Source organism: Micromonospora echinaurantiaca, assembly GCF_900090235.1.
GTDB classification, from domain to species: domain Bacteria; phylum Actinomycetota; class Actinomycetes; order Mycobacteriales; family Micromonosporaceae; genus Micromonospora; species Micromonospora echinaurantiaca.
In genome coordinates, this window is the sequence record NZ_LT607750.1 from 2,974,839 (window position 1) to 3,001,049 (window position 26,211).

At 70.2% G+C, this 26,211-nt stretch carries 23 protein-coding genes and 1 pseudogene; 12 read left to right on the forward strand and 12 right to left on the reverse strand.

Going from position 1 to position 26,211, the window contains the following annotated elements:
- Window positions 1–3: 3 nt before the first annotated feature.
- Entirely contained in the window at window positions 4–759 is a 756-nt protein-coding gene (locus GA0070609_RS13630) for a class I SAM-dependent methyltransferase (protein WP_088994162.1), read from the reverse strand.
- Between the two features lie 234 nt (window positions 760–993).
- Between GA0070609_RS13630 and GA0070609_RS13635 the strand changes: the two genes are divergently transcribed.
- The 4 genes from GA0070609_RS13635 (at window position 994) to GA0070609_RS13655 (ending at window position 6,383) form a co-directional block, all read left to right on the forward strand.
- Complete coding sequence (locus tag GA0070609_RS13635; protein ID WP_197700272.1) at window positions 994–1,812, forward strand: AraC family transcriptional regulator; 819 nt, start codon at window positions 994–996, stop codon at window positions 1,810–1,812.
- 785 nt (window positions 1,813–2,597) lie between these two features.
- Window positions 2,598–3,413 carry a S1 family peptidase gene (locus tag GA0070609_RS13640; RefSeq protein WP_088994164.1) on the forward strand — a complete coding sequence of 272 codons (816 nt, stop codon included), beginning with the start codon at window positions 2,598–2,600 and terminating at the stop codon, window positions 3,411–3,413.
- A gap of 764 nt (window positions 3,414–4,177) precedes the next feature.
- On the forward strand, window positions 4,178–5,248 hold the full coding sequence (locus GA0070609_RS13650; RefSeq protein ID WP_231928721.1) for an FUSC family protein: 1,071 nt from the start codon (window positions 4,178–4,180) through the stop codon (window positions 5,246–5,248).
- Between the two features lie 445 nt (window positions 5,249–5,693).
- Window positions 5,694–6,383 carry a hypothetical protein gene (locus tag GA0070609_RS13655; RefSeq protein ID WP_157748137.1) on the forward strand — a complete coding sequence of 230 codons (690 nt, stop codon included), beginning with the start codon at window positions 5,694–5,696 and terminating at the stop codon, window positions 6,381–6,383.
- Window positions 6,384–7,130: 747 nt separating this feature from the next.
- On the opposite strand, the gene GA0070609_RS13665 is transcribed toward GA0070609_RS13655, so the two are convergent.
- The 6 genes from GA0070609_RS13665 to GA0070609_RS13690 form a co-directional block, all read right to left on the reverse strand.
- Window positions 7,131–7,901, reverse strand: a complete 771-nt coding sequence (locus GA0070609_RS13665; RefSeq protein WP_088994166.1) for a hypothetical protein — start codon at window positions 7,899–7,901, stop codon at window positions 7,131–7,133.
- Entirely contained in the window at window positions 7,898–8,917 is a 1,020-nt protein-coding gene (locus GA0070609_RS13670; RefSeq protein WP_088994167.1) for a cytochrome d ubiquinol oxidase subunit II, read from the reverse strand. Before GA0070609_RS13670 ends, GA0070609_RS13665 begins: the two co-directional genes overlap by 4 nt.
- On the reverse strand, window positions 8,914–10,284 hold the full coding sequence (locus GA0070609_RS13675; protein WP_088994168.1) for a cytochrome ubiquinol oxidase subunit I: 1,371 nt from the start codon (window positions 10,282–10,284) through the stop codon (window positions 8,914–8,916). Before GA0070609_RS13675 ends, GA0070609_RS13670 begins: the two co-directional genes overlap by 4 nt.
- Before the next feature lie 93 nt (window positions 10,285–10,377).
- Entirely contained in the window at window positions 10,378–10,545 is a 168-nt protein-coding gene (locus GA0070609_RS34265; protein ID WP_231928723.1) for a hypothetical protein, read from the reverse strand.
- 482 nt (window positions 10,546–11,027) lie between these two features.
- Window positions 11,028–12,203 (reverse strand): zinc-dependent alcohol dehydrogenase, encoded by a 1,176-nt coding sequence (locus GA0070609_RS13685; protein ID WP_088994169.1) that lies wholly within the window; start codon window positions 12,201–12,203, stop codon window positions 11,028–11,030.
- An 11-nt stretch (window positions 12,204–12,214) separates the two neighbouring features.
- Window positions 12,215–13,108: an SRPBCC family protein gene (locus tag GA0070609_RS13690; protein ID WP_088994170.1), complete on the reverse strand. Its 894-nt coding sequence runs from the start codon at window positions 13,106–13,108 to the stop codon at window positions 12,215–12,217.
- A 261-nt stretch (window positions 13,109–13,369) separates the two neighbouring features.
- Between GA0070609_RS13690 and GA0070609_RS13695 the strand changes: the two genes are divergently transcribed.
- Together GA0070609_RS13695 and GA0070609_RS13700 are read left to right on the forward strand one after the other, a co-directional pair.
- Window positions 13,370–14,065 (forward strand): SDR family oxidoreductase, encoded by a 696-nt coding sequence (locus GA0070609_RS13695; protein WP_088994171.1) that lies wholly within the window; start codon window positions 13,370–13,372, stop codon window positions 14,063–14,065.
- The gene (locus GA0070609_RS13700) at window positions 14,059–15,687 is read left to right on the forward strand and encodes an MFS transporter (protein WP_088994172.1); all 1,629 of its coding nucleotides are present in this window, start codon (window positions 14,059–14,061) and stop codon (window positions 15,685–15,687) included. Before GA0070609_RS13695 ends, GA0070609_RS13700 begins: the two co-directional genes overlap by 7 nt.
- A gap of 78 nt (window positions 15,688–15,765) precedes the next feature.
- Here GA0070609_RS13700 and GA0070609_RS13705 read toward each other — a convergent pair.
- Both GA0070609_RS13705 and GA0070609_RS34270 read right to left on the reverse strand, forming a co-directional pair.
- Window positions 15,766–16,242, reverse strand: a pseudogene (locus tag GA0070609_RS13705) (glycosyltransferase); the annotation flags it as partial.
- A 318-nt stretch (window positions 16,243–16,560) separates the two neighbouring features.
- A complete protein-coding gene (locus GA0070609_RS34270) occupies window positions 16,561–16,968 on the reverse strand; it encodes a DUF2267 domain-containing protein (protein ID WP_231928725.1) in 408 nt (135 codons plus the stop codon).
- A gap of 328 nt (window positions 16,969–17,296) precedes the next feature.
- On the opposite strand from GA0070609_RS34270, the gene GA0070609_RS13715 reads away from it, so the two are divergent.
- Window positions 17,297–18,187: a hypothetical protein gene (locus GA0070609_RS13715; protein WP_088994174.1), complete on the forward strand. Its 891-nt coding sequence runs from the start codon at window positions 17,297–17,299 to the stop codon at window positions 18,185–18,187.
- An 87-nt stretch (window positions 18,188–18,274) separates the two neighbouring features.
- Here GA0070609_RS13715 and GA0070609_RS13720 read toward each other — a convergent pair whose 3' ends face one another.
- From GA0070609_RS13720 to GA0070609_RS13735, 3 genes are all read right to left on the reverse strand, one after another.
- Entirely contained in the window at window positions 18,275–19,078 is an 804-nt protein-coding gene (locus GA0070609_RS13720; RefSeq protein WP_157748138.1) for an STAS domain-containing protein, read from the reverse strand.
- Between the two features lie 236 nt (window positions 19,079–19,314).
- Entirely contained in the window at window positions 19,315–19,974 is a 660-nt protein-coding gene (locus GA0070609_RS13725; protein ID WP_231928727.1) for a DUF1345 domain-containing protein, read from the reverse strand.
- 449 nt (window positions 19,975–20,423) lie between these two features.
- Complete coding sequence (locus tag GA0070609_RS13735) at window positions 20,424–21,107, reverse strand: TMEM175 family protein (protein WP_197700273.1); 684 nt, start codon at window positions 21,105–21,107, stop codon at window positions 20,424–20,426.
- Window positions 21,108–21,267: 160 nt separating this feature from the next.
- Here GA0070609_RS13735 and GA0070609_RS13740 point away from each other — a divergent pair, with 160 nt between their 5' ends.
- The 5 genes from GA0070609_RS13740 to GA0070609_RS13760 all read left to right on the forward strand — a co-directional run bounded on the left by GA0070609_RS13740 (window position 21,268) and on the right by GA0070609_RS13760 (window position 26,092).
- Window positions 21,268–22,425 (forward strand): glutathione-independent formaldehyde dehydrogenase, encoded by a 1,158-nt coding sequence (locus GA0070609_RS13740; RefSeq protein WP_088994178.1) that lies wholly within the window; start codon window positions 21,268–21,270, stop codon window positions 22,423–22,425.
- A 310-nt stretch (window positions 22,426–22,735) separates the two neighbouring features.
- A complete protein-coding gene (locus tag GA0070609_RS13745; protein ID WP_088994179.1) occupies window positions 22,736–23,023 on the forward strand; it encodes a hypothetical protein in 288 nt (95 codons plus the stop codon).
- A gap of 288 nt (window positions 23,024–23,311) precedes the next feature.
- A complete protein-coding gene (locus tag GA0070609_RS13750) occupies window positions 23,312–23,665 on the forward strand; it encodes a hypothetical protein (RefSeq protein ID WP_157748139.1) in 354 nt (117 codons plus the stop codon).
- Window positions 23,662–24,837, forward strand: a complete 1,176-nt coding sequence (locus GA0070609_RS13755) for a zinc-dependent alcohol dehydrogenase (protein ID WP_088994181.1) — start codon at window positions 23,662–23,664, stop codon at window positions 24,835–24,837. The genes GA0070609_RS13750 and GA0070609_RS13755 overlap by 4 nt, the downstream gene beginning before the upstream one ends.
- Before the next feature lie 154 nt (window positions 24,838–24,991).
- Window positions 24,992–26,092, forward strand: coding sequence for an L-dopachrome tautomerase-related protein (locus GA0070609_RS13760; protein WP_088994182.1), 1,101 nt, complete (start codon window positions 24,992–24,994; stop codon window positions 26,090–26,092).
- Window positions 26,093–26,211 lie beyond the last annotated feature (119 nt).

Genomic DNA, 26,211 nt, shown 5'->3' on the forward strand with positions numbered 1-26,211 from the left:
GGTTCAGTTCACGGGGTGGGTCGCCTGCACGAAGGTGACCCGGCCGAACCTGTGGTCGGCGTGCGCGACCTCCCGGGCGTCGCCGAACCCGGCGTCGGCCAGGAGCGTGACGATGCCATCGCCGTGGTTGCGGGCCACGACCGGGCTGTCCGCCACCCGGCGAGGCATGAGGCGGGTCAGGCGCCGGAGGGCATGGACAGGGCTGTGGCCGTGGCGGTGTGTCGGGTGTCCGGCGTCCTCGACCTTGTGGGCTGGGCCGCCGAAGTCGACGATCGTGACCCTTCCTCCCGGCCGAAGGGCCCGCAGCGCGTCTCGCGCGAACGCGATCCGACCGTCGTCATCGACGTGGTGCAAGGCCAACGACGAGACAACATGGTCGAGCGAGGCGTCCTCAGCGGGGATCCGGTCGGCATATCCCTGAACGAGGGTGAGAGCGGCGCTACGGCGGCGCGCCTTGCGCGCTGCCCGGCGCAGGGCGGCTCCGTCCGGGTCGAGGCCGGTCACCCGCGCGCTCGGCTGGGCCGCGAGCACGGCGAACGAGAGGTTGCCCGTGCCACAGCCGACGTCGACCACCGTCTGGCCGGGCTCGATGCCGGCGAGCTCGACCACACGTTCGTGCAGTGCGCGGACGCCGGCCACCCGGGTGAAGACGTCGTAGAACGGAAGGAGCCAGGTCCTTCCCGCGCCCGGCAGGAACGGGCGGTCCCGGTCCTCCGGAGTTCGCTGGTCAATGATGCGTACCTGGGTCGACGGTGCCATCGGTGCCTCCTGTGCGTGCGGGGACGGGTCTGCCTCGGCGGCCCGTGATCGACCGGTGTCGCCACCTCTCAGTCTTGGATATCCTGCGGTAGCCGAGCAGGATTTATCGTGGCAAACATGGGACATTCTTCGGTCGGTGACGCGCCGGGGGTCCGGTCGAGGGCACGCACGGTACGGTCCGACGGGACGCCCATCTACCGCTACCGGCAGCGCCCCGGCCTGCCTCCTGTCTCGGTGACCCGCTTCGACACCGAAGCCGCCCACTCCAGGCTCCCGCCGGACCACCGGCACGCCCACGACTTCCTCGTCCTGGTCTATGTCGAGGAGGGCATGGGCTCGTTCACCGTCGACGGCGTCGAACGGCCGCTGCGCGCTGGCGAGGTCCACGCTCTGTCGCCGGGACAGGTCATCGGCGTCGCGGCCACGGCCGAGCTCGCCCGCGGTCGCGCGTGGTCGGTCGCGTTCACCCCGGACGCCGTCCCTACCCTGACCTCGGTCTCCCCACTGGCCTGGGCGCACCATCCCCTCCTCGCCCTGTTCGCCGTCAGCGCGGGCCACGGTCGGATCGCGGAGCCCGACCAGGCGAACTGGTCGGCGTGGCTGGCGGACCTGGCCGACGAACTCGCCGACCCAGACCGTCTCGGCGCCAGCGACGCCATCGCCGCACTGCTCACCCGGCTTCTGGTCGCGGCCGCGCGACTGGCACCCTGCGCTCCGGCCGCGCCGGACCCACTGGTCGAGCGGGTCTTCGCCGAGATCGAGGCGACGTTCCGCGAACCGGTCTCCGCCACCGATGTCGCCCGCAGGCTCGGCTACACTCCGGGGCACCTCACGACCGTGCTCCGCCGGCGCACAGGCCGCCCCCTGCTGGAATGGATCACCGAACGGCGGATGACCGAGGTCCGGCGAATGCTGCGCGAGACCGACCTGCCGCTCGACGCCGTGGCAACCCGAACCGGCCTACGCGACGCCACCTATCTCGTCCGCCGCTTCCGCGACCGCTACGGCATCACCCCGCAGCGATGGCGCCGCGCCCAGCGCGCATGGTCATGACCCTGGCTCCATCCGCACACACCGCTCCACCGCCTCCGAGTAGACGTCGCCGTCCGCGTTCAGTCGGGTGCGGGGATGCCGGCCACCCGGTGCGAGGCAGCGTGGATGACCTCGGTCACGAGCTGCCGGACATGCGGGCCCCGGGCCCTGTAGAGGGCCCGGCGGCCCTCCCGCCGCGCGGAGCTTCGGCACTGGTTCGCGGGCCGCGACATCTCACGCGGTGGTCGGCGGGGTTGGTGGGCCAGGGGGCCGCCGCCAGGCAAGCGCGTTACCGGTCGCAATAGCCCGGCGAGAACGTACGCCAACGCGGGCCGATCAAGGACCCGGACGACACCCCGGTTGCGCAGGGGATGCCCGGTGGGCACAACGGCGGGGAGTTCGGCCGGGCGTCCGGCCACGACGACCCGCATCCCGGCCTCGGGCCGCGCGGGCAGCAGCGCTGCGATGCTGTACGACCGCGCCGCGTCGCGAACCCCGGAGTCCTGATCCGTGGCAGTCCTCTTCGGCACGTGGTGTGTGTCGCACGTAACGCTGCGCCATGGATGAACGCCTATCGATGAGGAAGCCGGATGAGCGGCTTCCACCGACCGGGCATGACCTCCACCCGTCCCCCACCGGCCACTCAGGTCATACCGCCACCGACCACCGTCAGTGGCGGCGACTCACCGGGCCACCACCCGTCTGGTCCATCGCTCCCGTAGGAGGAAGAGACAGTGAGGATCACAAGGAATCCCTCCCGCAGCCGCATCGCTCGATCCGCCCAACTGCTGGCCGTAGCCGTCGGCATGATCGCTACCGCCGCCTTTACCCAGCCAACCGCCGCGTCGGCATCCCCCCAGGACTACAGTCCCCGCCAACTCGCCGAGGTGACCGACGCGGTGGACAGGTCGGGCGTCGAGGGCATCGCCTGGCACGTGGACGCCGCGTCCGGCCGCGTCGTCGTGGTCGCCGACAGCACCGTCAGCCGCGCCGAGATCGCGAAGATCAGGCAGAGCGCCGGCGACAAGGCCGGCGCGGTCCGGGTCGAGCGCGCCTCCGGAGTCTTCAGGCCGCTGCTGGCCGCCGGTGACGCCATCTACGGCGGGGGTTACCGCTGCTCGCTCGGCTTCAACGTCGTCAGCGGCAACACCTACTACTTCCTGACCGCCGGGCACTGCGGGGACGTGGCCAACACCTGGTACACGAACTCCAGCCAGACCACGCTCATCGGGGCGACCGTCGGCTCCAGCTACCCGGGCAACGACTACGCGCTGGTCCGCTACGACAACGCGTCGCTGAGCCACCCCGGCGGGTTCTCCGTGGCGGACGCGTACGTCGGGGAGTCGGTCAAGCGGACCGGGTCGACCACGGGTACCCGCAGCGGAACGGTCACCGCGCTCAACGTCTCGGTCCGCTACATCGGCCAGGGCGGCGGCAAGGTGAGCGGCATGATCCAGACCAACGTGTGCGCCGAGCCCGGTGACTCCGGCGGCCCGCTGTACGACGGGTCGAAGGCGCTCGGCATCACCTCCGGCGGCAGCGGCGACTGCCGGTCCGGCGGCACCACCTTCTACCAGCCGGTACGCGAGGCGGTCAACGCGTACGGCGTAACCGTCTACTGATCCCACCAGCGAGGCGACGGGCTTCCGGCCGTGGCCGGGAGCCCCGTTGCCGTGGCACCCGCGCGCCCATTCCAGGCGGCCCACTCTCGTCCCGGCCGGCGCCTGCCGACCGGACGCGAGTGGCGCCTGCCGTCAGGGATTGTTCCGAGCAGGAATGAGGAGCCAGCGCGCGAAGCAGCTGTCATTGTTCAGCTCGGTGTACCAGCGGGTTGTGAACCGATAGGCAGTGACGTTGGCGGTCAGGATCAGCAGGCCCGGTCAGGCTCTCGCCGCGGTGCGCCGTGGACGAGCGGTACTGGGCCCGGGCGTGCCGGCGACAACGGGACAAAGTACTCGCCGGTGCCGTCCAGTGCTGTGTTGAAGACGACCCGTTCGAAGTCGTCGTTGCTGCAACCGCGCCACTCGCCGCGACCGATGGCGTCGATAGCGAGGAACGGTTCACCGTCGGTCCACAGCCGGCCGACATAAGCCCATGATCCTCGCATTCAGGCTAGCCTCACCTACACGTTCCCACCGTGGTTGCGCTGGACTCCTCGACCGCCGCCCTGCGCTCGCTTCGGCGGTTGCTTCCGGTCCCTCCGCTTCGTCGGATTCTCTCGGCGCATGCGGGGTACGAGTGCTCGGTGAACCCTGATGATCGCTGGTCAGGCGTTGCTCGGTCACGGGTTGATCGCGGTGCTGAGCAGGTGAAGGTCACGGCGTCCCGAATTCGAGGTCGAAGTGGGCAGGCGGGTCGCTCGCGGCTGCATCAGCTGGAAGTCGCCGTGGTTATCTCGGTGCAGGCAGGGCTCGCTGCGGCGCTGGCCTGGTTGATCGGGCACGATGTGCTGGGCAACCCCTCGCCGGTTTTCGCGCCGTCGGCTGCGGTGGGCACGATCGTCGCCGCGCTCGGCCAGCGCGCCCGCCGCACGGTCGAGCTGCTCCTCGGGGTCGGACTGGGTATTGCCACCAGCGACCTTCTGCTGGCGGTTCTGGGTACCGGGTTCTGGCAGACCGGGTTCGTCGTCGGATGCGCCATCCTTGCCACGCTCATGCTGTTCGGGCGCAGCGGGGCAGCTGTCGGGCAGGCCGGCGGTACGGCGGTGCTGCTGGCGACCTTGTCACCGGCCCAGCAGGACCTGGAATGGCCGCGGATCGTCGACACACTGGTCGGCGGTGTCGTCGGTCTGGTGGTGGTCGCGTTGCTGCTGCCGATCAACCCGATGCGGATCCTCGACCGCGACGCGGCCCCCATCTTCCGATGCCTCGCCGCCCAGTTGAGGGAGGTTGCCGCAGCGCTGGCGACCCACGATCAGCCCCGGGCGGTTCGCGCGATGGAGGCGCTCCGCGACATGGGACCTGACCTCGGCCGGCTGCACGAGGCGATCAGCGGCGCCGAGGAGGTGGTCAGCCTGGCGCCGGCCCGCTGGCGACGCCGCCAGGATGTGGAACGCTTCGCGCACGCGGCCGCGCACATGGATCGAGTCGTCGAACACAGCCGAGGATTGGCCCACCGGTCAGCGATTGCGCTGCAGTACAAGGAGCCGATTCCCCGCGACCTGTCACCCAGCGTCGACCAACTCGCCGAGGCGGTCGAGCTCCTGCGCCATGAGCACCGTACCGGGCGCCCATCGGACAGAACCCACCACAAGATCCGCGACGCCGTGCATTTGGCCGGCCAAGCTCGAAGCCAGAGAGTCGACGAATTCGCAGACGCGGTGGTGACCCAACTGCGCACCGCCGCCAGCGAGCTGCTCCGAGCCACCGGCCTCGACCCGACATTGGCCAATCAAGCGGTCCGGAAGGCAGCGCAGCGCGGCAAGGAGCCTGCTCGGACCCTTCGTAGGTCCGGCTGAGTAGCGGGGCCACGACGACGAGGGCACGCACGGGCTGGCCGGGCAGATCCTCACCGACCCCGGCTACCTGTCCACGTCGATCAGCCCGGAGCCGCCGCCGAGTTCGCCGCCGCGGACGTGCAGTGGCTGATCCGCGTACCCCCGAGACACCCCGGCTCTCTACCTGGGGGTACCGCCGTTCGACGCCGTCGACGGCGAGCAGGAGCTCCTCCTGGGCCGTGGCCAGCGGTTGCTGGTGCACGGCGTCTACCGGGGGCCCGGACCGCGAGTACCGCCCGCCGTGGGCCGGGTCGCAGACGATCTTCGGGCAGTGGTTTGTGGAGGCCGAGGTCGTCCCGCCCGAATGGCGCCGAATTAGCCATTCTCAACAACCTGCGCACTGCTCGCGGCGAGATGAGTACGGCAACTCATCCTCCGCGTGCAGCCAGCCAGCATCCTCTTAACCATGACTCCTCGTCGCCTGGTCACGTTGGCAACGGCGGCACTTCTGCTGCTCACCCTGGCGGCCTGCGGGTCAGACGCGCCCACGCGGGAGGAAGCCAGCCGGGAAGCGGAATCGGCCGCAACCCGGCAGGCAAGCGCGTCGAGCGCTGAGCAGATCAGCAGCGTGCTCGTCGCCGTGGCCCGGGCGTCTTCGCTCAGGCCGGTCGCAACGTCGACACTCGACGTCTGCCATGCCGGAGCCACCAATGGGCTATGGCCGCACGACGACTACCGCCTCAGTTGCGGTCTTAGCGAGATCAGGTACTTCGAGGCGGACGGCGACCTTCTAGCTGTGCTGCGCGAGGTCGACAAGCGCGCCAAGGCTGCCGGGCTGGTGCCGGCCACCACCTCGGCCATCGAGGAAGTCGAGAGGTACTACGCGGCGAACGGCAAGACCGAAGACGGGCTACTACTCTCCATGCCGGGATTGAGCTACCTCGTACCCGGGAGCGACTCGACGGTTCAGGTCGGATGGTCGCAGGACAGCAACCCGTTGAACAATCAACCGGTCCCGGACCTCACCTGGCCGACTGTCTTCGTTGAGGCCCACCCCGTTGACTTCGACACGCTGCGGAGTGGCCTGCGAAGGCACCAGCATCTCGTCACCATCTCCTCGGGGACCACGTACTACGAAGTTCCCTGGCCCTCCTGACAAGACGTAGGACCGGGCAACGGACAGCGACATATGGCAGGGCCTCGGAACGCTGTCTCAGCCGCCGACGTTGTCGGCGTCACGGCGGTGGCAGCGCCGTTCGGCCGGTGCCGGGTCGGAAGGGCCACACCTCTACGCCTGGGCCTGCCTCGACGAGGTCACCACTGACGCCGACCCCGATGACGGCGGCCGGCACAGCGTACTGATCAGACGCAACACCACCGCGGAGGTGCCGCAGATCGTGCAGTTGCTGGCCTCGCCCGTGCATCGCTTACCTGGGCCGGCCCGCCGACGGTCCGGCGCCGGCCTCACCCGGCGAACTGGGCGTGATCCGCCTGCGGGCGGGCCTCGGCATCGTCGGTGACCGGTACTCGGCAAGCCGGCCCACCGCGAGGCGAGCGTGACCGTGATCGCGCAGGAGTCGTGCCGGTCTGGGCCGACCTGGTGCAGGTCCGGCGCAAGGTGCTCACCACCGGAATCGCCATGGACGGGTGATCGGCGCCGGGCTCATCCTAGACGCCGGCGCAGGCCGGTCAGCCTGCGGGACAACCGCCCGGCGAACCCCTGCGCCTGGAAGGACGTCGCCGTCGGCCCCCAACGCCTGGAAGGCGCCGCGCCGCAGGGGCGGCATCCGCTGCACCCCAAGGAGCGACGGCACCCTGCGCCGGACCGGTCGACGTGACGGTCAGCCGCTGACAACCGGCCGCCACCACCGACTGGCCGTCTGGCATCGGCCGGTGATCGCCCTCAGGCAGCGCCGACGTCGGTGGTGAAGGTCGCGAAGGCGAGCAGGCCGGAGTAGGCCACCAGGCCGACGGTGAACCAGGTGAGGCTGGAGTGCCGCTCGGGGGCCAGTTCGTCGACGAAAACGTTGAGCAGGATCCCGCCACCCAGGAACGCGGTGAGCACGTTCATCAGCACGCCGGTGGGCTGGACGGCGACCGCGGTCACCCAGCCACCGGCGGCACCGGCGACCAGGACGAGACGCCACCCGGTGGTGAGGCTGACCGGGAAGTGCTCGGCCAGGACGCCGTCGGTGGCCAGCACGTGCAGCCCCATGGCGACGGCGAACAGCACCGCCGGCCCGAGCCCCGCGTCCAGCTTGGTCGCCAGGGTGTACGTGATCAGGCCGCTGTACAGGGCGAAGAAGCCGAGCTGGAACCCGAAGACCAGCCGGGTGGGCTCCTGCCGGCGCTGCTGCGAGCGGTGGGTGACACGTTCCAGGGCGTAGAACGTGAAGAAGCCGACCAGCGCGACGAGGAACAGCACGAACCCACGGGCCGGGGTGGCCGTGACCTCCTCCTCCAGGACATGGGCCACCGCCTGGTTGCCCTCCGCGAGGCGCGGCAGCAGGTAGAGGAACACGTACGCGGCGGCGATGCCGCCACCGAGGGAGGTCGCCGCGTGGATGGGCACCGGCAGTCGCCGGCGGATGGCCGGCGCGAGAAGGTGCAGGGCTCCCAGCGCCACCGCCGCCGCCAGCGCCGCCCACAGACTGCCCGCCCGGGTGAGCGTCACCGGGGCGGTGGGTTGCCGGCGGCCGGCTTGGAGCGCTGGAAGATGCCGAACAGCCAGAGCAGGGAGGGCGCCAGCAGCAGCGCTCCGACCGCGAGGACGGCGAGCACAGTGGCGAGCACAGTGGGATCACCGGCCGCCTCGGTGACGGTCAGGTCGGGTGGCAGCAGGTCTGGGTACTGGGCGGCGCCCCAGGCCCAGAGGACGGCCGCGACCGCGAGGGCCGCGGTCACCCGCACCGCCCGGTAGCGGCCGGTGGCGATCAGCACCAGCGACCCGAGCCCCGCGGCGAACGAGAGCAGCACCAGGGCGAGCGCCCGGCCCCGAAGATCGGCGAAAAGGTCCGGCGCGTCGGCGGCGACGACGGCCAGCCCGGCCGCCGCGCCGACGCCCACCACCATGCCGGTGACCAGGGCGCGGCGGCGGAACTGGGCCACCAGGTCGGCGGCACCGGCGCGGCGCGCGTCGTGGATGATGTAGACCGCGGCGAGGTACGCGCACACGCCGACCGCGAGCAGGCCGGCGTAGATGGAGGTGGGATTGAGCCAGCTGCGCCAGATGTCACCCTCGGCGATGCCGGGTGGGACGCGACCGGAGGCGACCGCGCCGACGATGGAGCCGAGGAAGAACGGGGTGGCCACCGAGGAGAGCGCGAAGGTGGCGCCGTAGAGGCGTTGCTCGGTGAGGGTGTGACTGGCCTTGCGGAAGGCGAAGGCCGCGCCACGACCGATGATGCCCAGCGCGGCCAGGGTCAGCGGGATGTAAAGGGTGGAGGCGAACGCGGCGAACGCGGGCGGAAAGGTGGTCCAGAACAGGGTGATCACCAGGATCAGCCAGACGTGGTTGGCCTCCCACACCGGGCCGATCGAGTGCGCGATCAGTTCCCGGCGGGCTGCGCCGCGGCGCGTCCCGCCGGCGAGGAGGTCCCAGATCCCGGCGCCGAAGTCCGCGCCGGCGAGCAGGGTGTAGAGCGTCAGACCGGCCAGCAGCACCCCGAGCAGGACGTCGGCGACGGTCATCGGCCGCTGTCCACCGGTTCGGGTACGCCCTCCTGCGGAGCGATCGGCTCGTCGCGGTGCCGGGCCATCCGCCACAGCACCGCGACGGTGGCGACGGTGAGCACCGCGTAGACGGCGGCGACCAGGGCCAGGCCGGTGGCCAGGCCCGGCGCCGGATTTACCGCCTCGGCGGTGCGCAGGACGCCGTACACGATCCAGGGTTGCCGGCCGACCTCGGTGACGACCCAGCCGGCCTCGACCGCGACGGCGGCGGCGACCCCGGACAGGGCGGCGGCCCGCAGGAACCACGGCGAGCGCGGCGGACCCCGACGCCGCCACCATGCAAGCGCCCACCAGGCGGAGAGCGCCACCAGCCCGAAGCCGATGGCCACCATCAGCTGGAACGCCCACTTGACCACCGTCACCGGTGGCTCCTGATCGTCGGGCACCTGGTCCAGGCCCATGACCACGGCGTCCGGATCCCACCTGGCCAGCAGCGACAGGGCGTTGGGCACCTCGACCGCGTACCGCAGTTCCCCGTCGACGTAGACGCCGCCGAGCGAGAGCGGCGCGCCGGCCTGGGTGCGGGCCAGCCCCTCCATCGCGGCGAGCTTGGTGGGCTGGTACTCCCCGACGAAGTGCGCGGCCCAGTCGCCGACCACCACCTGCACCGGGGAGAGCACCGCGGCGACGGTGAACGGGATGGCGAAGCCGAGCCGGTGGTAGCGGTCCCGGCGGCCGCGCAACAGGGCCACCGCGTAGACGCTGGCGATGCCGAAGCCGGTCACCATGAACGCCGCCACGATCATGTGAACGGTCTGCGGCGGCGTCGCCGGGTTGAACATCGCCTCCCACGGCCTGACGTCGGTGACCTCGCCGGAGACCAGGTCGAAGCCGCGGGGCTGGTTCATCCAGGCGTTCGCCGACACCACGAAGAACGCCGACGCCACGCCCGCGACACAGACCGGCAGTCCGGAGAGCAGGTGCGCCCGGGGTGGCACCCGGTCCCAGGCGTACAGGTAGATCCCGACGAAGATCGCCTCGACGAAGAACGCGATGCCCTCCATCGCGAACGGCAGGCCGATCACGTCGCCGAAGCGGCCCATCAGGCCGGGCCAGAGCAGCCCCATCTCGAACGACAGGATGGTCCCCGACACCGCGCCGACCGCGAACAGCACGCCCATCGCCTTGGCCCAGCGGCGCGCCAGCCGGGTGAAGGTCGGGTCCCCGGTGCGCAGCCCGCGCCACTCGGCGAAGACGGTGACCGCCGGCATGCCGACGCCGAACGAGGCGATCACGATGTGCCAGCCCAGGGACAGGGCCATCTGCACCCGCGCCGCCATGAGGTCTCCCGGTGCGGCGTCCTGGGCGAGCAGGTCAACCAGCATCGGGTTCCCCACCTTCGTTGCGTGTCAGCCCCATGGTGGTCTAACGGCCCGGCTGCTGGCCGGCAACGCGAATGCCGCATCCCGGGCGCGGAATCAGGGCTTGTACTCGCTGCGGGTGCGGGGCAGCCACTGCGGGTGGTTCTCCCGCAGGTAGCGAACCATCGCCTCGCGCAGGTCGCAGCGGAGGTCCCAGGCGCTGGGCCCGTCGGCGGCGGAAGCCTGGAGCTGGATGACGACGGTCTGCGGGTTGGCATCGACCATTTGGAGCACCCGCTGGCGCCGGTCCCGGTCCCACAGCGGCGCTGCCCGAGCACGGGATCGTCATGCACCCCGGCTGCGACGCCTCGATCAGGCGCTGCGCCTCGACGCGCAGGTCGTCCAGGTTGGCGGTGTGGTCGACGTGGATCTGGACCTTGCCGACCACCCCGCTCGGACCATCAGCTGCCGTTCACTGCGGCATCGATGGTCATTACTTCCGCTCCCGTCCGGGTCGTCCCCCACGGCAGCGTGTCACGAGACGGCCGATCGCCGGGCGTACATCGCGACCGGCCGAAGTCCCCCGGCGGCCGCGGCACGCGGCGCCGCCGCCCGGGGCTCGGGTGGCGAGGAGGTCACCGTGATCAGCCGCGCCCGCTACGTAGCTAGGGCGGCGGGCTGCAGGGAGCAGGAAGCCATCCGGACGCCGGGCGCTGTTCCACGCGTAGCGTCCGAGGGAATCTCCGTCCGCGAAGGCGGAGAGAGGGTCAAGGCTTGAGCACGACCTTCACGCAATCCTCCTGCTTGTTCTTGAAGATGTCGTAGCCGCGGGGAGCGTCGTGCAGGTGCATCGTGTGGGTGATGATGAAGCTCGGATCGATCTCGCCCTTGCGGATCCGTTCCAGCAACGGCCGCATGTAGCGCTGCACGTGGGCCTGTCCCGACCGCATGGTCAGGGACCGGTTCATGAACGACCCCATCGGGAACTTGTCGATGAAGCCGCCGTACGCGCCGATCGCCGAGATGGTCCCGCCGTTGCGGCAGCTCAGCACCGCCTCGCGGAGCGCGTGTGGGCGGTCCGTCTCCACCTTCATCGCCTGCTTGGCCCGGTCGTAGGCGTGCAGCGCAGCGGACGGGTGGTGCCCCTCCATGCCGACCGCGTCGATGCACGCGTCCGGCCCGCGGCCGGCCGTCATGTCCCGCAGCGCGTCCATGACGTCGGTCTCCTCGTAGTTGATCGTCTCTGCGCCCGCCTTCGTCCGCGCCATCTGCAGCCGGTACGGGAACCGGTCGATGACGATGACCCGTTCCGCCCCGAGCAGGTACGCGCTGACGGCGGCGAACTGGCCGACCGGCCCAGCACCCCAGATGGCGACAGTGTCCCCGGGCTTGATGTCGCACATCTCGGCGGCCATGTACCCGGTCGGCAGCACGTCGGACAGGAAGAGCACCTTCTCGTCCGGCAGGTCGTCCTCGATCTTAAGTGCCCCGACATCGGCGAACGGCACCCGCACGTACTGGGCCTGTCCGCCCGCGTAGCCGCCCATGAGGTGCGAATAGCCGAAGATCCCGGCGGGCGAGTGGCCCATCGCCACCTCGGCTATCGCGGCATTCGGGTTCGAGTTCTCGCAGATGGAGTACAGGCCCCGTTGACAGGTCATGCAGTTGCCACAGGCTATGGGGAAGCCGACCACCACGCGGTCGCCGATGCTCAGCCCGTCGCGTACGCCCGGGCCGAGCTCCACAATCTCGCCCATGAATTCGTGCCCGAGGATGTCGCCCTTCTTCATAGCCGGGATGAAGCCGTCGAGCAGGTGCAGGTCGGAGCCGCAGATCGCCGCCGAGCTCACCCGCACGACGGCGTCCCGGGGGTTGAGGATCTGCGGGTCGGAAACGTCTTCGACGGCCACGTTGTTCGGGGCGATCCAGCAGTTGGCTTTCATCGATTTCCTCCTCAACCGACCCGCGGCGTCGCCAGCGGCCGCGCCGCCCGCTGCTTCGCCTGCTGCTGCATGCTGGTGCCCTGCGGGCTGCCGTCAGATCGGACGATCTCGCCCGTCTCGATCACCTGCTTGAACCGCCGGAGGTCGTCGCAGACCTGCTGCTGCGGGTTCTCGCCGAAAGCCTTGGCGACCATCGCGCCCAACCTGCGGCCGGGCGCCGAAAACTCCAGCTCCACCCGCACCTCGGTGCCGCGTCCCCCGGTTGCTGGCTGGAAGCGCACCGAGCCGGAGTTCGGTACCTTCGAGCCCTCGACCGAACGCCACATGATCAACTCGTTGGGGCGGTCGGCAACCACCTCGGCCTCCCACTCGACACTCCTGCCCGCCGGCGCCTTGGCCGTCCAGCACGACCGCCGGTCGCTGATCGTCCGCACCGACTGCAGGTGGTACATGAAACGCGGCAGATTCTCGAAGTCGTGCCAGAACCGGTATGCCTGCTCGACGCTGCGGTTGACCGTCACCGAGGCGTGTACCCGGTTGCCGGCGTTCATCGGTCGGGCCCGAGTGGTACGAAGCGCCGTATAGAGGTCGACGGCGGTGATGCCGGCGACCGCTCCGGTCGCGTACATCAGGCGCCGCTGGCGTTCGCCACAGCGGTTCCGCATCGCCTGACCACACGCGGCCAGGTCCATGATGTCGCCGGCGACCCGCGTCCACGCCCCCCACCCGGCCCGGCGCGGTATCAGCAGCGCCGCAGCGTGGCCGAACTCGCGCATACCGGCGATCTGCAGCACGGTCTGCGCGGTCCGAGAGTCGTCGATGCCGCAGAGTCGGCTGACCCGTTGTCGTGCCCCGACAGAGGCCGCGCCCAGGCCAAGACTGAACCAGCCCAGCAACCTCGCCATCCCTTGCGATCGACGGTCCGGAGTCTCTCGTTCGATGCCGAGAGCGTCCGTCACCGACCGGAGACCCATTGTGCTTTTCCGACCCATCTGTCCTCACTTCAATCCGGCGGCGGTCGCCCTACCTGCCGACGCGGGGCTTCCCAAAATCGCAGCGTTCACGCACGCGGGACGCAACAGCCGCATTCGGAGCAGCAGCCCGGGGTGTGGAGCCGGCCCGAGCGGGAAGTCACATCCGCTCTCGTGCGACGCGATTGGGGGGACATGGTTGCCAGAAACCTGGTGGTGATCGGTGGCACCAGCGGTCTCGGGCTGGCGGCGGCCCGTCTGCTCGTGCACGAGCACCGGGTCACCGTCTTCAGCGACCGGCCGGACGAGGTTGTCGCGGTGACCAATGACCTCGGTTGTGCCGGCGCCGTCTGCGATGTCTCCTCCTACGAGCAGGTGCGGGACGGATTCGCAAGCGTGGTCGACATGTACGGCACCATCGACGGAGTGGCCACCTGCGCCTCGGTGTGGGCGGGCGGCGACCTGGAGAGCCTCAGCCCGCAGCGCATCCGGCGGGCGGTGGAGGTCAACGCGCTCGGCACGACGTACGTACTCAAGGAGGCGCTGCACCACCTGCGCCGGCAGGGCTACGGCAACGTGGTGTACACCGGCGCGATGGCGGTGACCCGGCCCCGACCCGGCATCCCGGTCTACAGCGCCACGAAGAGCTACGGCACCAGCCTGGTCGAGTCGCTGGCCGAGGCGCAGCACAGCAACCGAATCAAGGTGATGCAGCTGCATCCCGGGCCGATGCCCACCCAGCTCCAGGAGCGGGTCGGAGACGAGTTCCTGGACCAGATCTACGCGCGGCCGGAGGAGGTAGCCGGGGAGGTCGTTCGGCTGCTCCTGCTCGCCCCCGATGACCTCTACGTCTCCGGTGAGCGCGTGCTGCGCGCGGACGGGCGGTGGTGACGCCCGGAGGCATCCCCGCCGAGGCTCCCGTCACGGCGTGGTCACCGCTGCGGACGGCGGTCTACCGCAACCTCTGGCTCGCCCTGCTCGCCGCCAACATCGGCACCTGGATGCAGACCGTCGGCGCGCAGTGGCTGCTGATCCACGAACCGAACGCCTCGACGCTGGTCGCCCTAGTCCAGACAGCCAGCCTGCTGCCGATGCTGCTGCTGGCGTTACCGGCCGGCGCGCTCGCGGACGCCCTGGACCGGCGGCACCTGCTGATCTCGGTACAGCTGTTCCTGGTCGCGGTGGCCGGGGCGCTGACCGTGCTCACCGCGACCGGCCGGATGCCGCCGGCACTGCTGCTCACCCTCACCTTCGCGTTCGGCGCGGGGCAGGCGCTCACCCTGCCCGCCTGGGCGGCGGTGATCCCCCAGCTGGTGCCACGCGAACAGTTGCGGTCTGCTTCCGCGCTCGGCTCGATCAGCGTCAACGTGGCCCGGGCTGTCGGCCCGGCCGCGGCCGGTGTGTTGATCGCCAAAGTGGGGGTGGCTCCGGTCTTCGCCCTCAACGCCGTGGCGTTTCTGGTCTTCGCGCTAGCGCTGGTCCGCTGGCGACCCGCCAACGCCCGGGCCGTCGAGGTGCCGGAGCCGTTCACCGCCGCGCTGCGCGCCGGCGGTCGCTACGTGCGGCACTCACCGATCGTCCGCCGGCTGCTCCGACGCGCGCTGGTCTTCGTGATTCCGGCCAGCGCGCTCTGGGCGCTGCTGCCGCTGGTGGCCAACCGGCGGCTCGGCATGAACGCCAGCGGGTACGGCCTACTGTTGGGCGCCCTCGGAGTGGGCGCCATCCTGGGCGGCCTGCTCCTGCCGTGGGTCCGGACCCGGATGTCGCCCAACCAGTTCCTGCTGGTGGCCGGGGCGCTCTACGGCGGGTCGCTGATCGCGGTGGCGTCGGTCCAGGTCGTGCCGGTGGCGCTGGTCGCCCTGCTGCCGGCCGGGGTGGCCTGGGTGACCGTACTCGCCAGCATCAACGCCGAGATCCAGCTCTTCCTGCCGGGCTGGGTACGCGCCCGCGGACTAGCCGTCTACCAGGTGGTCCAGGGCGGCGGGCAGGCCGTCGGCGCGTTCGTCTGGGGCGTGGTCGCCGACACCGTCGGACTGGTCGCCGCGTTGCTCGCGGCGGGCGCGTTGATGCTTGTCGGTGGCGTGACGAGCCAGATCTGGCCGCTGCCCGAGCTGCGCGAGGTGACGAAGGACCCGACGGTCTACCTGCCCCCACTGCGGGAACTCGCCCTCGAACCGGACCCCCGGGTGGGCCCGGTGCTGGTGCTGGTGGCCTATATCGTGCGGCCGGAGCGGGAGCAGGATTTCATAAAGGCCATGGATCTTGTACGCGGCTCGCGGCAGCGCACCGGGGCGATGCGCTGGGGGCTTTTCCGGGAGGGCGAGTGCCGGGACCGCCTGGTCGAGGTCTACCTGGTGCCGTCCTGGGACGAGCACCTGCGCCAGCACGGCGGTCGGCTGACGGGAGCCGACCAGGAGGCGGAGGAACGGGCGAAAGAACTCGCCGACGGCGAACCGGAGGTGCGACACCTGCTGCCGGCCGGGCCTATGTTGACCGAGCGGGAAGAGCCATGAGCCGCCCCGGGCGGCCGGCGGCCACCGCCGACGGATGCCGAGGCCGTCCCCGTTTCGGATACCTCTGAGCCCATCGTCCTAGATATTCCCGGCAGCGCGTCGGTAGATCGCCTCGTAGCCGCGGGCCATCCGCTGCGTGGAGAAGTTCTCCCCCACGTGGGCGACGCAGGCCGCCGGGTCGAGGGTGGTCGCCTCGTGCAGCGCCGCCGGCGGTTCCTCGTCGGCCTCGCAGACCAGGCCGGTCAGGCCGGGTCGGACGAGTTCCGAAACGGCGCCGCGGTTGAACGCGACCACTGGGGTGCCGGTCGCCATGGCCTCCAGCATGGCCATGCCGAAGGGCTCCTCCCACTGGATGGGCATGATCAGGCAGCGGGCGTCGACCAGCAGCTGCAGCACGGCCTCCCGGTCGGCGTTGAACACCACCGTGACGTCCTCGCCGAGCAGCGGCCGGATGACCTCGTCGTAGTAGCGGCTTTCGATCGGCTCTCTGCACTTGCCAACCAGCATCAGCGGCAGGTCGGCGGCCCGGCACGCCCGGATGGCAACGTCCGGTCCCGCAGCGGCCGCTGCTGCGAGCGGTCGGCCAGCCGGTGGTTGGTGCCCACCATGTCCTCCCGTTGATCCACTGGCGTGGAGTTCCATGTGTGTCGTGCTGTCGTTTCCCGTCGCCGACAGAAGATGTTCTCGGCTTCCCCGGTGCAGGGATGCTGTGCAGGCAGGCCGCAGCCGGAACGTGGTCATCCCGGGTGGCGCATGTGGTGATCAGGTTGACTGACCCGAGGACAGTGCCGAGCCAGACAGCACCAAGCCGATGATCCGCCGATTCTTCCGGCGCCGCTACCGCTCGGGCTTTCTGGGGTCCACACGCCTTAGCTAGGTGCCGACCCGGCGGGGCTCGAGCCGTCCCGTCCCCGGCCCGGTCAACTGCCAGAACTCCTGGGGCAACTGGTCGACAAGGTCCCCGTACTCCTTGGCGCTGGCCGACTCGCGAAGGGTATCCAGCACGGCCTGTGCTCCGTCGGTGGCCGCCTGGCGATCCACCCCGGCCCGTGACTGCACCCGTCCGAAGAACTCGGCGAGCCCGAACCGTTCCGGATCTTCGGTGGGCCTACGCACCAGGCCTCGTAGCTCCTCAGGGAGCTGGGAGGCGAGATCCCTCGCCTGGCCGCCAGTGATCCGTTCTGCCAACGTCTCGAGCGTGGCGCGGGTGATCGGTTCCGCCTGCCCCGGCGGAACCTTCGGTCGCGCGGCCACGGACTGGATGAACTCGGTGTAGTTCACCTCGGATCCCCTCTCCAACCGGATTGCGGCGGGTACCCGCGCCCGCCGGGGTGAAACGGCGATTCGCCCGCCCTCAGGCGCGGAGTGGGGCGGGCGGTGGGTGATCCGGTGGGTCACCCGAAGCTGGTACAGGCCGGCGCTGGTGATGGCGTAGAAGACGGACAGCAGGAGGACCGCCGTCTCCTTGGCCGCACCTCTGAGCCGTTTGATGCGTCGGGACACGGGTAGACCGCGACCCGGTCCGCGGGGGTGGGCCGAGGGCCCGAGCCACATACCGATGGTGGGCTCCATTCGGTCCGCATGCGAGGCGAGGCCCGAGGAGTGCGGGATGGCCGAACCGGAGAGCCGGAACACGGGCGCACGGGAGTCGCCCCCGGAACAGCGCGAGCAGGTCGATCGGCAGCGCGACGCCGAGGAGGGCGCGGAGGTCGCCGGTCGGGGCCAGAACCTGGGTCCCGGCGGCGAGCCAACGGGTGCCGAGCCCGGCAACCGCCCCGCCGCCACCAGGCGTGGTGAGCACGACGTTCCCCAGCCGGCTGGCGGGCACAGCAGCAAGACCATGTCAGACCCAGACGTCGTCCTCCAGATCCCGCAGGTCAAGGTCGAACAGATCTACGTCGAGGTCGACAACCTGGACGTCTCCGTCTCACTGCGAGCCCGGCTGGGTAGCCTGCTCCAGCTCGACGTGGGCGTTCAGGCGCATCTCGGCACGGTGAAGATCGACATCAAAGGCGTTGAGGCCGAGGCGATGCTCGAGGTTCGCCTCGAAGAGCTCCGCGGCATTCTCGACAGCGCCCTGCGCACCATCGAGCGCAACCCTCAGATCATCGAGTCGGTGGTGAAGACGGTGGACACCGCCGTGAACCAGGTCGGGCAGACAGCTCAGCAGGTGCTCGGGCCGCAGGGGCCGCTAGCGCGGACGCTCGACCACGTCGGGCAGACGGCGCAGGAGGCGCTGGGACCCCATGGGCCGCTGTCGCAGACACTGCAGCAGGCCACCCAACGGGTCGGTCAACAGCTCGGGCAGACCACGCAGCAACTGGCTCAGAACCAGCGGGCGGCGGCTGGCGGCGGTGCGGGGGGCCTGGGTGGCGTGAGGGGCGGATCTCCGGCCCGAGCGGCGTGGCAACAGATGAAGAAGATCGTCAACAACAGCCAACCGCTGAGGCACGTCACGGCACGGCTGGTAGGACAGCAGGGGCAACAGCCGCAGAGCTGATCGGCGTCCGCCGTGGTGCCTGAACGCTCAATAGCGTCGGGTTGCCGATGCTTTATGAAACGACCGGGAGAAGTCGGTGCACCGGATCTAGTAGTCGCCGATGTCGGGCGTGCTGAGCAATGGCAGGATCCCGGTCATCGACAGCACGCGCCGAACATGGCCGGTGGGATTGACCAGGGCGAGGCTGACGCCCCTGTCGGAGGCACGGCCGTGGGCGTTGACAAATGCGTTCAGCACGGTGGAGTCGATGAAGCTGACCCTCGCCAAGTCGACCTGGACGCGGGGCGCGCGGGCGATCGCGCCCTGCATGACGTCCCCTAGCGGGTTGGCTGCGTCGGCGAAGGCGACCTGGATGCCGGCGAAGGCGTTGCCGAGAGCGATGCGCGCGGACAGGCCGAGCAGCGCGCCGACGACACCCGCCGAGGTGAGCACGGACAGCCCGATGCTTCGCAGGGACGGGAAGGTGCTGAGGGTCAGGCCGATGGCCGCGACCGTCACCGCGACCGAGGTGAGGCGCCGTACCGGTCGGATCTGGGTGCGGGCGCGTCGGACCCGGCGGTCGGCCCGCGTCTGGCCCGGCAGTCGGCTGAACGCGACCTCTCGGCGACGTGCAGGGCGCGCAGCACCAGCCACGCCGCGCTCGCGATCAACAGCACCACGACGACGCGCCGGACGATTCGGTGTCCCGCGCCGGGGTACGCGCGGCTTCCCACGTACAGCGCCGCAAGGAGCAGCACGGCGGCGGCGGGGGTGCCGGGATGCGCGGTACAGCGGCGCGAGCAGCCAACGGTAGCGACGACCATCGGCCCGACGCTGGACCAGCACGCCGGCCAGCAGGCCTGCTGTGACAACCAGGGCCACCGCGACCACCAGGGCCATCCTCGTGGTCATCAATCGACTTTCCTGCCGGCGGCGACCGTCGTCGTGCACTCTCATCCGTTCCGCTCGCGGTCGCGTGGGCGCGTCCCGGCCGGTCTGAGTGGCGATCCGCCTGGGCACCATCGACCCCTCCCGGTGCGACCAGCGCGTTCGTCTGCCGCGGGCGTCGTCCAGCGTCATCGAGTGGGTGATGATGAAGCTCGATCTTGCCCTTGCGGATCCGCTCGAACAGCCGGCGCTCGGTGGGGTCATGACTGACCAAGGTTGGTGACCAGGTTGACGGCGACGGCCAGGATGCCGGTTCCGAAGGCGTACGAGAGCAGCGCGTGCCCGAGCGCGATCCGGCGCATGTGGTTACTCGTCGGTTCGTTCTCGCCCGGGCCGTAGGACATGCCGACCGTGAAGGCGATGTACGCGAAGTCGGCGTACGCCGGTGGATCTTCCCGCTTGAAGTCGATGCCACCGCCGTCGTCGCGGTAGTACAGTCGGGCGTACTTGAACGCGAAAACCGTGTTCACCAGCGCCCACGCCAGGACCACCGCGACGACGCTGAGGATCACCAGCGTGACAGCCACTGCGTCGTGCCGGTTCGAGGCGCGAACGAGCGCCTCGGCCACGGCGGCGAGGCTGATAGCGGATGCGATCAGGATCGCCGAGTCGGTGGACCGGGAGTGCTGCTCCGCCTCGGCAAGCCGCTCGGTACGCTGTGGGCTCGCCGACCAGCAGGCCCGCCACACCCAGACGAGGACCGTGCCCGCCGCGATCGTCCAGATCACCAGCGGCGTCAGCTCCGGCGCCCCAACCAGCGCGGTGGCCGTCCCAGCAACGACACCGACGGCCAGCGACCACAGGGCACGCCCGACGGACAGCAGGCGTCCCAGCGCCGGTCGTCCCGATCGCTGCTCCACCCGTTCAGCGTCCCGCCTCGACCGGGTCGCGCAGGGGAATCCCCGAGCGATCACCGGATCGGACTGCATCGAGGGTGGCGAGTCGTCCATCCACGCTCGGGCCTTGGCCGACCTTCATCCGCCAAAGGCCCTGGCGTCTTAGAGCGTGTTTGAGATGGCGTGATCAGGTCCGGCTGAAGGTGAGGCGGTTTTGTCGGCGAGCGGGTTCGCCGTGGGTGATGCGGCGCGCCATGCCGGCGATGGCGGCCCACCGGATGGCGGGTCATTCTGGACGAGGCGGTGACGCGGGTCGCATGCCGGTGCGTGCCGGCGGAGCGGCGCCGGACCGCCGCGGTGTTCGTGGAAGGGCCGCTGTCGGGCGTGGAACGCAAGATCTGCTGGTCCTTGGCGGAACGGGCGGGTCACGACGATCGGCAGGCCATGCAGCGGCGTAGCCGGTCGCCTGACCGTCAGCGCCCCGATGCCGGGGGGCGATGCCCGATCCGGCGGGTGAGAGGCACCTGGTACAGACCGGCGCTGGTGACGGCGTAGAACACCGGCAGCACGACGAAGATCACCAGGCCGGCGAGTGGTGCGACCAGGTAACCGATGAGCCCTGCGGCGGCATAGAGGATGACCCCGACGAGTGCCCGCACCCGCTCGGCGGGGAAGTGCCGTTCACTCACCTCCGTCTTGAGCAGGTCTTTGCGCCGGGCCAGGTAGTGGAAGAATGCCAGCCAGCTCGCGCAGAGCAGCGCGCCGATCAGCGCGTAGAGGGCGACGGCCACGCGTTGGTCCTGCTGGTCGTGCTCCTGAAGGGCGTGCGAGACGACGGCGGTCGGGAACGGCAGCAGCGCGGTGGTGAACAGGACGAAGAGATTCACCCAGTGCAGGCCCCGATCACTCTCCTTGACGCGGTTGAACGCGCCCTTGTGGTTGAGCCAGACGACGGCCACGTAGGTGTACGAGGCGAGATAGGCGACGTAACCCGGCCACTGCTCCAGCAGTCCGGACAGCAGGCGACCGGGCGGTACGTCCGGCACCCGGAGATCCAGCACGAGCAGCGTGATGATGATGGCGAAGACGGCGTCGCTGAACGCGATGGCACGGCTGGTGTCCGACCGGGCGCCGAGGTCGTCGGTAGGCGTGCTCACGACCGGTGGCTACCCACCGGCACCTGCGATAACCGGCCCTCGCGGAACCGAACCAATAGTGCGGATCATGAAGTGAAGGGCGAAGCGGATTGCAAGAATTCGACTGCCAGGCGGTCTTGGAACCGCGGTAGGGGCGGAAATCTTCACGCGGGGGTAGGGAATGAAGGCAGTCGTGTACGACGGGCCACGGACGGTCAGCGTCAAGGAGGTGCCGGACGCCAGGATCGAGCGACCGACGGACGCCTTGGTACGCATCACGACGACGAACATCTGCGGGTCCGACCTGCACATGTACGACGGGCGCACGGATCTGCAGCCGGGCACGGTGCTCGGGCACGAGAACATGGGTGAGGTCGTCGAGGTCGGCGAAGGGGTCGACGTGGTCAAGGTGGGCGACATGGTCTGCCTGCCGTTCAACGTCTCCTGCGGCGTCTGCGCCAACTGCAACCAGGGCCTGACCGCGTTCTGTCTGGTGGCCAACCCGGCGCCCGGCATGGCCGGGGCCGCCTACGGCTACGCCGACATGGGTCCGTACGCGGGCGGTCAGGCTGAGCTGCTGCGGGTGCCGTGGGCCGACTTCAACTGCCTGGTCCTGCCGCCGGACGCCCGGGACATGAGCAGGCAGAGGGACTACGTGATGCTCTCGGACATCTTCCCCACCGGCTGGCACGCGACCGAGCTCGCCTGCGTGCAGCCGGGCGACAACGTGGCAGTTTATGGTGCCGGACCCGTCGGGTTGCTCGCCGCGTACTCCGCGATCATCAAGGGTGCCAACAAGGTGATGGTGGTCGACCGGCATCCGGACCGGCTGCGCCTGGCGGAACAGATCGGCGCGATCCCCATCGACGATTCTAAGATGTCGCCGGTGGACCAGATCCTGGAGCAGACCGGCGGGATGGGCGCGGACCGCGGCTGCGAGGCCGTCGGTCACCAGGCGCACGACCCGAGTGGACAGGAGAAGTCGGCGCTGACGTTGAACAACCTCGTGCACTCCGTGCGGTTCGGCGGCACGATCGGCGTGGTCGGCGTGTACTTCCCCAAGGACCCAGGATCCCCAGACCCGCTGCAGAAACAGGGCAAGGCGCCGTTCGACTACGGCATGTTCTGGTTCAAGGGACAGAGCATGGGCACCGGTCAGTGCAACGTGAAGAACTACAACCGGCAGCTGATGAACCTCATCGCGAACCACAAGGCCGAGCCCTCGTTCCTGGTGTCACACGAGCTGAAGCTGGACCAGGCACCGGAGGGGTATCGGAACTTCGACGCCCGGAACGATGGCTGGACCAAGGTCCTGCTGCACCCGGACGGCGGGCGCTGACAACGGCTTGGCCCCGTCACGCGCGGAGGCGGCACCCGGTGTGGGTCCCGCCTCCGTGGCGTTGGTTACCTGAGGAGGGCAGACGCTGCACGAGCCGCAGGCGGGTCCAGCACCGGCCATGGCCGTCCCGGTCTCCCACACCACCGCACGCAGCAGCCGCTGCATCGCCTGCGGATCGTCGTGACCCGCCCGTTCCCCCAGGGACCGCCACCGGGTGGGGTCCACCCTGTGGCCCACGGCCACCGCACGATCTTCGGTTGTCCTCACCAACCATCGATGATCAACGCGGTGGCCGTCCTCATGCTTCCGGATGGCCGCCGCGGATGTGGGCCGGCTCCGGATCCTGCTCACCGCGTTCGAGGCCGCCGCCACCCCGCCGGTCCTCTGGCCGGGGGCGCCGGCCGCCGTCGCGGGCGAGGTGGCCGCGGAGGCCATGGAGGTCGTCCAGACTGGCGACATCTCGGGTACGGCCCGCCGGGCGCCCTGCCGACGGTGCCCGCGCCGAGGGCCGCCCAGGGGCATTCACGACGGCGGCTACGAGGAGCCCCGCGGTCGGTGGATCCCGTTGTTCGTGGCTCGGCTGCTCGTCGAGCGGTGACGTCCTTTGCCCGCGCGGTGTCGCGCCCGTACCACTGCCCCATGCCGGGCGCGGGAATCACCAGCGTGACAGTGCACCGATATGACAGGGTTTATCCGTGACGGAGCCGTCGGTCGGGCAGATGCGGCGACGGGTGGGGTCGACTCTGGGGCGTACATGAGGGCATTGGTCAAGGCAGGGGCCATCGTTGTCGGAGGGTTGGCCCTCCGCAGGTTCCTGCTTCCGTCGGGCCGGCAAGGGCCCTGGCAGCGGGCCCCGTTGATGCGGCGCGAGCCGCGGTGGCACGTGGTGACCGTGAACCCGGCCCGCGACGAGCTGACCCCGGACTCGCCGCTTCCGGAGCCACTGGCCGGTCTCGGTGACGCCGTGGACGTGCAGATCCGCCGCGCCGCGGGTGACCGCGGCATCGAGCTGGCGGTGCGGCTGCGTGACGGCGCCCAGTCGCCGGTGACCGCGGGAGCCAGGCGACTCGCGGGTCGCGACCCCAACCAGGCGATCCGCGCCGCACTACGGGAGGTGAAGCAGTTGCTGGAGACCGGCGAGGTGCTGCACCCCGACTCTCCACCCACCACCCAGACCACGGTGGTCAACAAACCGCTGCAGATGGCGACGCGGCAGGGGCGCCGGGAGGGGCGACTGTGAAGGCACTGTTGTGGCAAGGCGTCAACGAACTGTCGGTGGACGAGGTTCCGGACCCGACCATGCGCAACGAGCAGGACGCCATCATCCGGGTGCGCAAGACGGCGACGTGCGGCTCCGACCTGCACCTGCTGGGTGGGTACATCCCGTTCATGGAGCGGGGCGACGTCCTCGGGCACGAGTTCCTGGGCGAGGTGGTCGAGGTCGGCTCGCAGGTGCGTAAGCACAAGGTGGGCGACCGGGTGGTGGTCTGCTCGTTCGTCTCCTGCGGCCGCTGCTGGTACTGCCAGCAGCAGCAGTACTCCCTGTGCGACAACGGCAACACCAACCCCGCGATCACCGAGAACGTCTGGGGATTCGCACCCGGCGGCTGCTACGGCTACTCCCACGCGCTCGGCGGCTTCGCGGGCAGCCACGCCGAGTACATCCGCGTTCCCTACGCCGACCAGGGGGCCTTCACCGTCCCGGACGGGGTGAGCGACGAGCGTGCTCTCTTCGCCTCCGATGCCGCCCCGACCGGCTGGATGGGCGCGGACCTCGGTGGGGTCAAGGCCGGTGACGTGGTCGCGGTGTGGGGCGCGGGCGGGGTGGGCCAGATGGCCGCACGCGCGGCCGTCCTGCTCGGCGCGGAGCGGGTGATCATTATCGACCGTTTCGCCAATCGGCTGCAGATGGCGGAGAAGTACCTGGGCGTGGAGACGCTCAACTACCAGACCCAGGACGTCGGCGGTGAACTACTGGAACGCAGCGGCGGACGCGGGCCTGACGTGTGCATCGAGGCGGTGGGGATGGAATCCCACAGCACCGGACCGCAATACCTGTACGACCAGATCAAACAGCAGCTGCGCCTGGAATCGGATCGTCCGATCGCCGCCCGGGAGGCCATCTACCACTGCCGCAAGGGCGGAAGCGTGTTCCTGCTCGGCGTCTACGCCAACCTCGTCGACAAGTTCCCGCTCGGGGCGCTGATGAACAAGGGCCTCACCCTGCGCGGCGCCCAGCAGCACGGACACCGCTACATCCCGATGTTGCTCGAACGGATGGCACGCGGCGAACTGGTCACCGAACACCTCGCGACACACACCATGCCACTCGATGAGGCACCGCACGGATACAACATGTTCAAGAACAAGCTCGACGGCTGCGTACGCGCCGTCTTCGAGCCCGCCCGATGATCGGCAGCGGCGGGCATCCGCTGGCGTTGCCACGGTCGGGTGACCCGATCACGGTGACTTCGTGCGGCACACGCCGGGCCGGCGGCGCTTACCCAGGGCATTTGCCGCTCAGGGCCTCGGGAAGAGGCGTCGCGCCGACAGTCAGGAGCAGCCGATGAACGGGCCCCTAGCCGACGAACCCGTCGGCGACCTCGAACTCGTGCACACCTTCACCGGGCCCATGCCCACCGGGGTGAGCGTCTCGCACACCGGCCGGGTCTTCGTGAACTTCCCCAAGTGGGGCGACGAGGTGCCCGCCACGGTGGTCGAGCTGCGCGACGGCCGCGAGGTGCCCTTCCCGGACCAGGCCTGGAACCAGCCCGCCCGGGACGACGACACCGGCGCATTCGTCTCGGTGCAGAGCATCGTGGTGGACCCCGCCGACCGGCTCTGGGTGCTCGACACCGGCAGCCCGATGTTCCGGCCCACGAAGCCGGGCGGGCCCAAACTGGTCCGCGTCGACCTGGACAGCAACTCCGTCGCCCAGGTCATCACCTTCCCTGCCGACGTCGCGCTGCCCTCGACGTACCTCAACGACGTGCGGTTCGACCTGCGCAGGGGTGACGCCGGGATCGCCTACATCACCGACTCCTCGGACTCCGGGCCGAACGGGATCGTCGTGGTCGACCTGGCCAGCGGCGCGTCCTGGCGGCGGCTGCACGACCACCCGTCCACCAAGGCCGAGCCGCTGTCCACCTACCGGCCGATCGTCGAGGGCCGGCCGTTCCTGGAACGCCCGGCCGACGGACCGCCGAAGCCGCTGTCGATGGGGTCGGACGGGATCGCCATCTCGGCCGACGGCTCCCGGCTGCACTACTGTCCCCTCGCCTCCCGCCGCTGGTACAGCGTCGCCACCGACGCGCTCGCCGACCGCGCCCTCACCGAGGACCTGGTCGCCGCCACGGTGGCGGACGAGGGTGACAAGGGCGGCGGCTCCGACGGCTTGGAAACAGACGACGCCGGCCGGTTCTACCTCACCTCGTACGAGAACAACGCCGTGCTGCGCCGCCGGCCGGACGGCGAGTACGAGACCGTCGTGCACGATCCCCGTCTGCTCTGGCCGGACACCATGTCCGTCGCCACGGACGGGCACCTCTACGTCACCGCCAACCAGCTGCACCGGCAGCCGAAGTACCAGCGGGGACAGGACCTGCGGCGCAAGCCGTACGCCCTGTTCCGCACCCGCATCGACGCCGGACCGGTCCTGCTGCGCTGAACCGCCGGGAGTGACCGGGATCGAGACGGCGACGGTGTCCTTCAACGGGGGGACTCGACTGGCAGCGGGCCGATCTCCGCGCACTCCGCGAGAGGTCCGACAGCGAGCGAGCGTGGGTC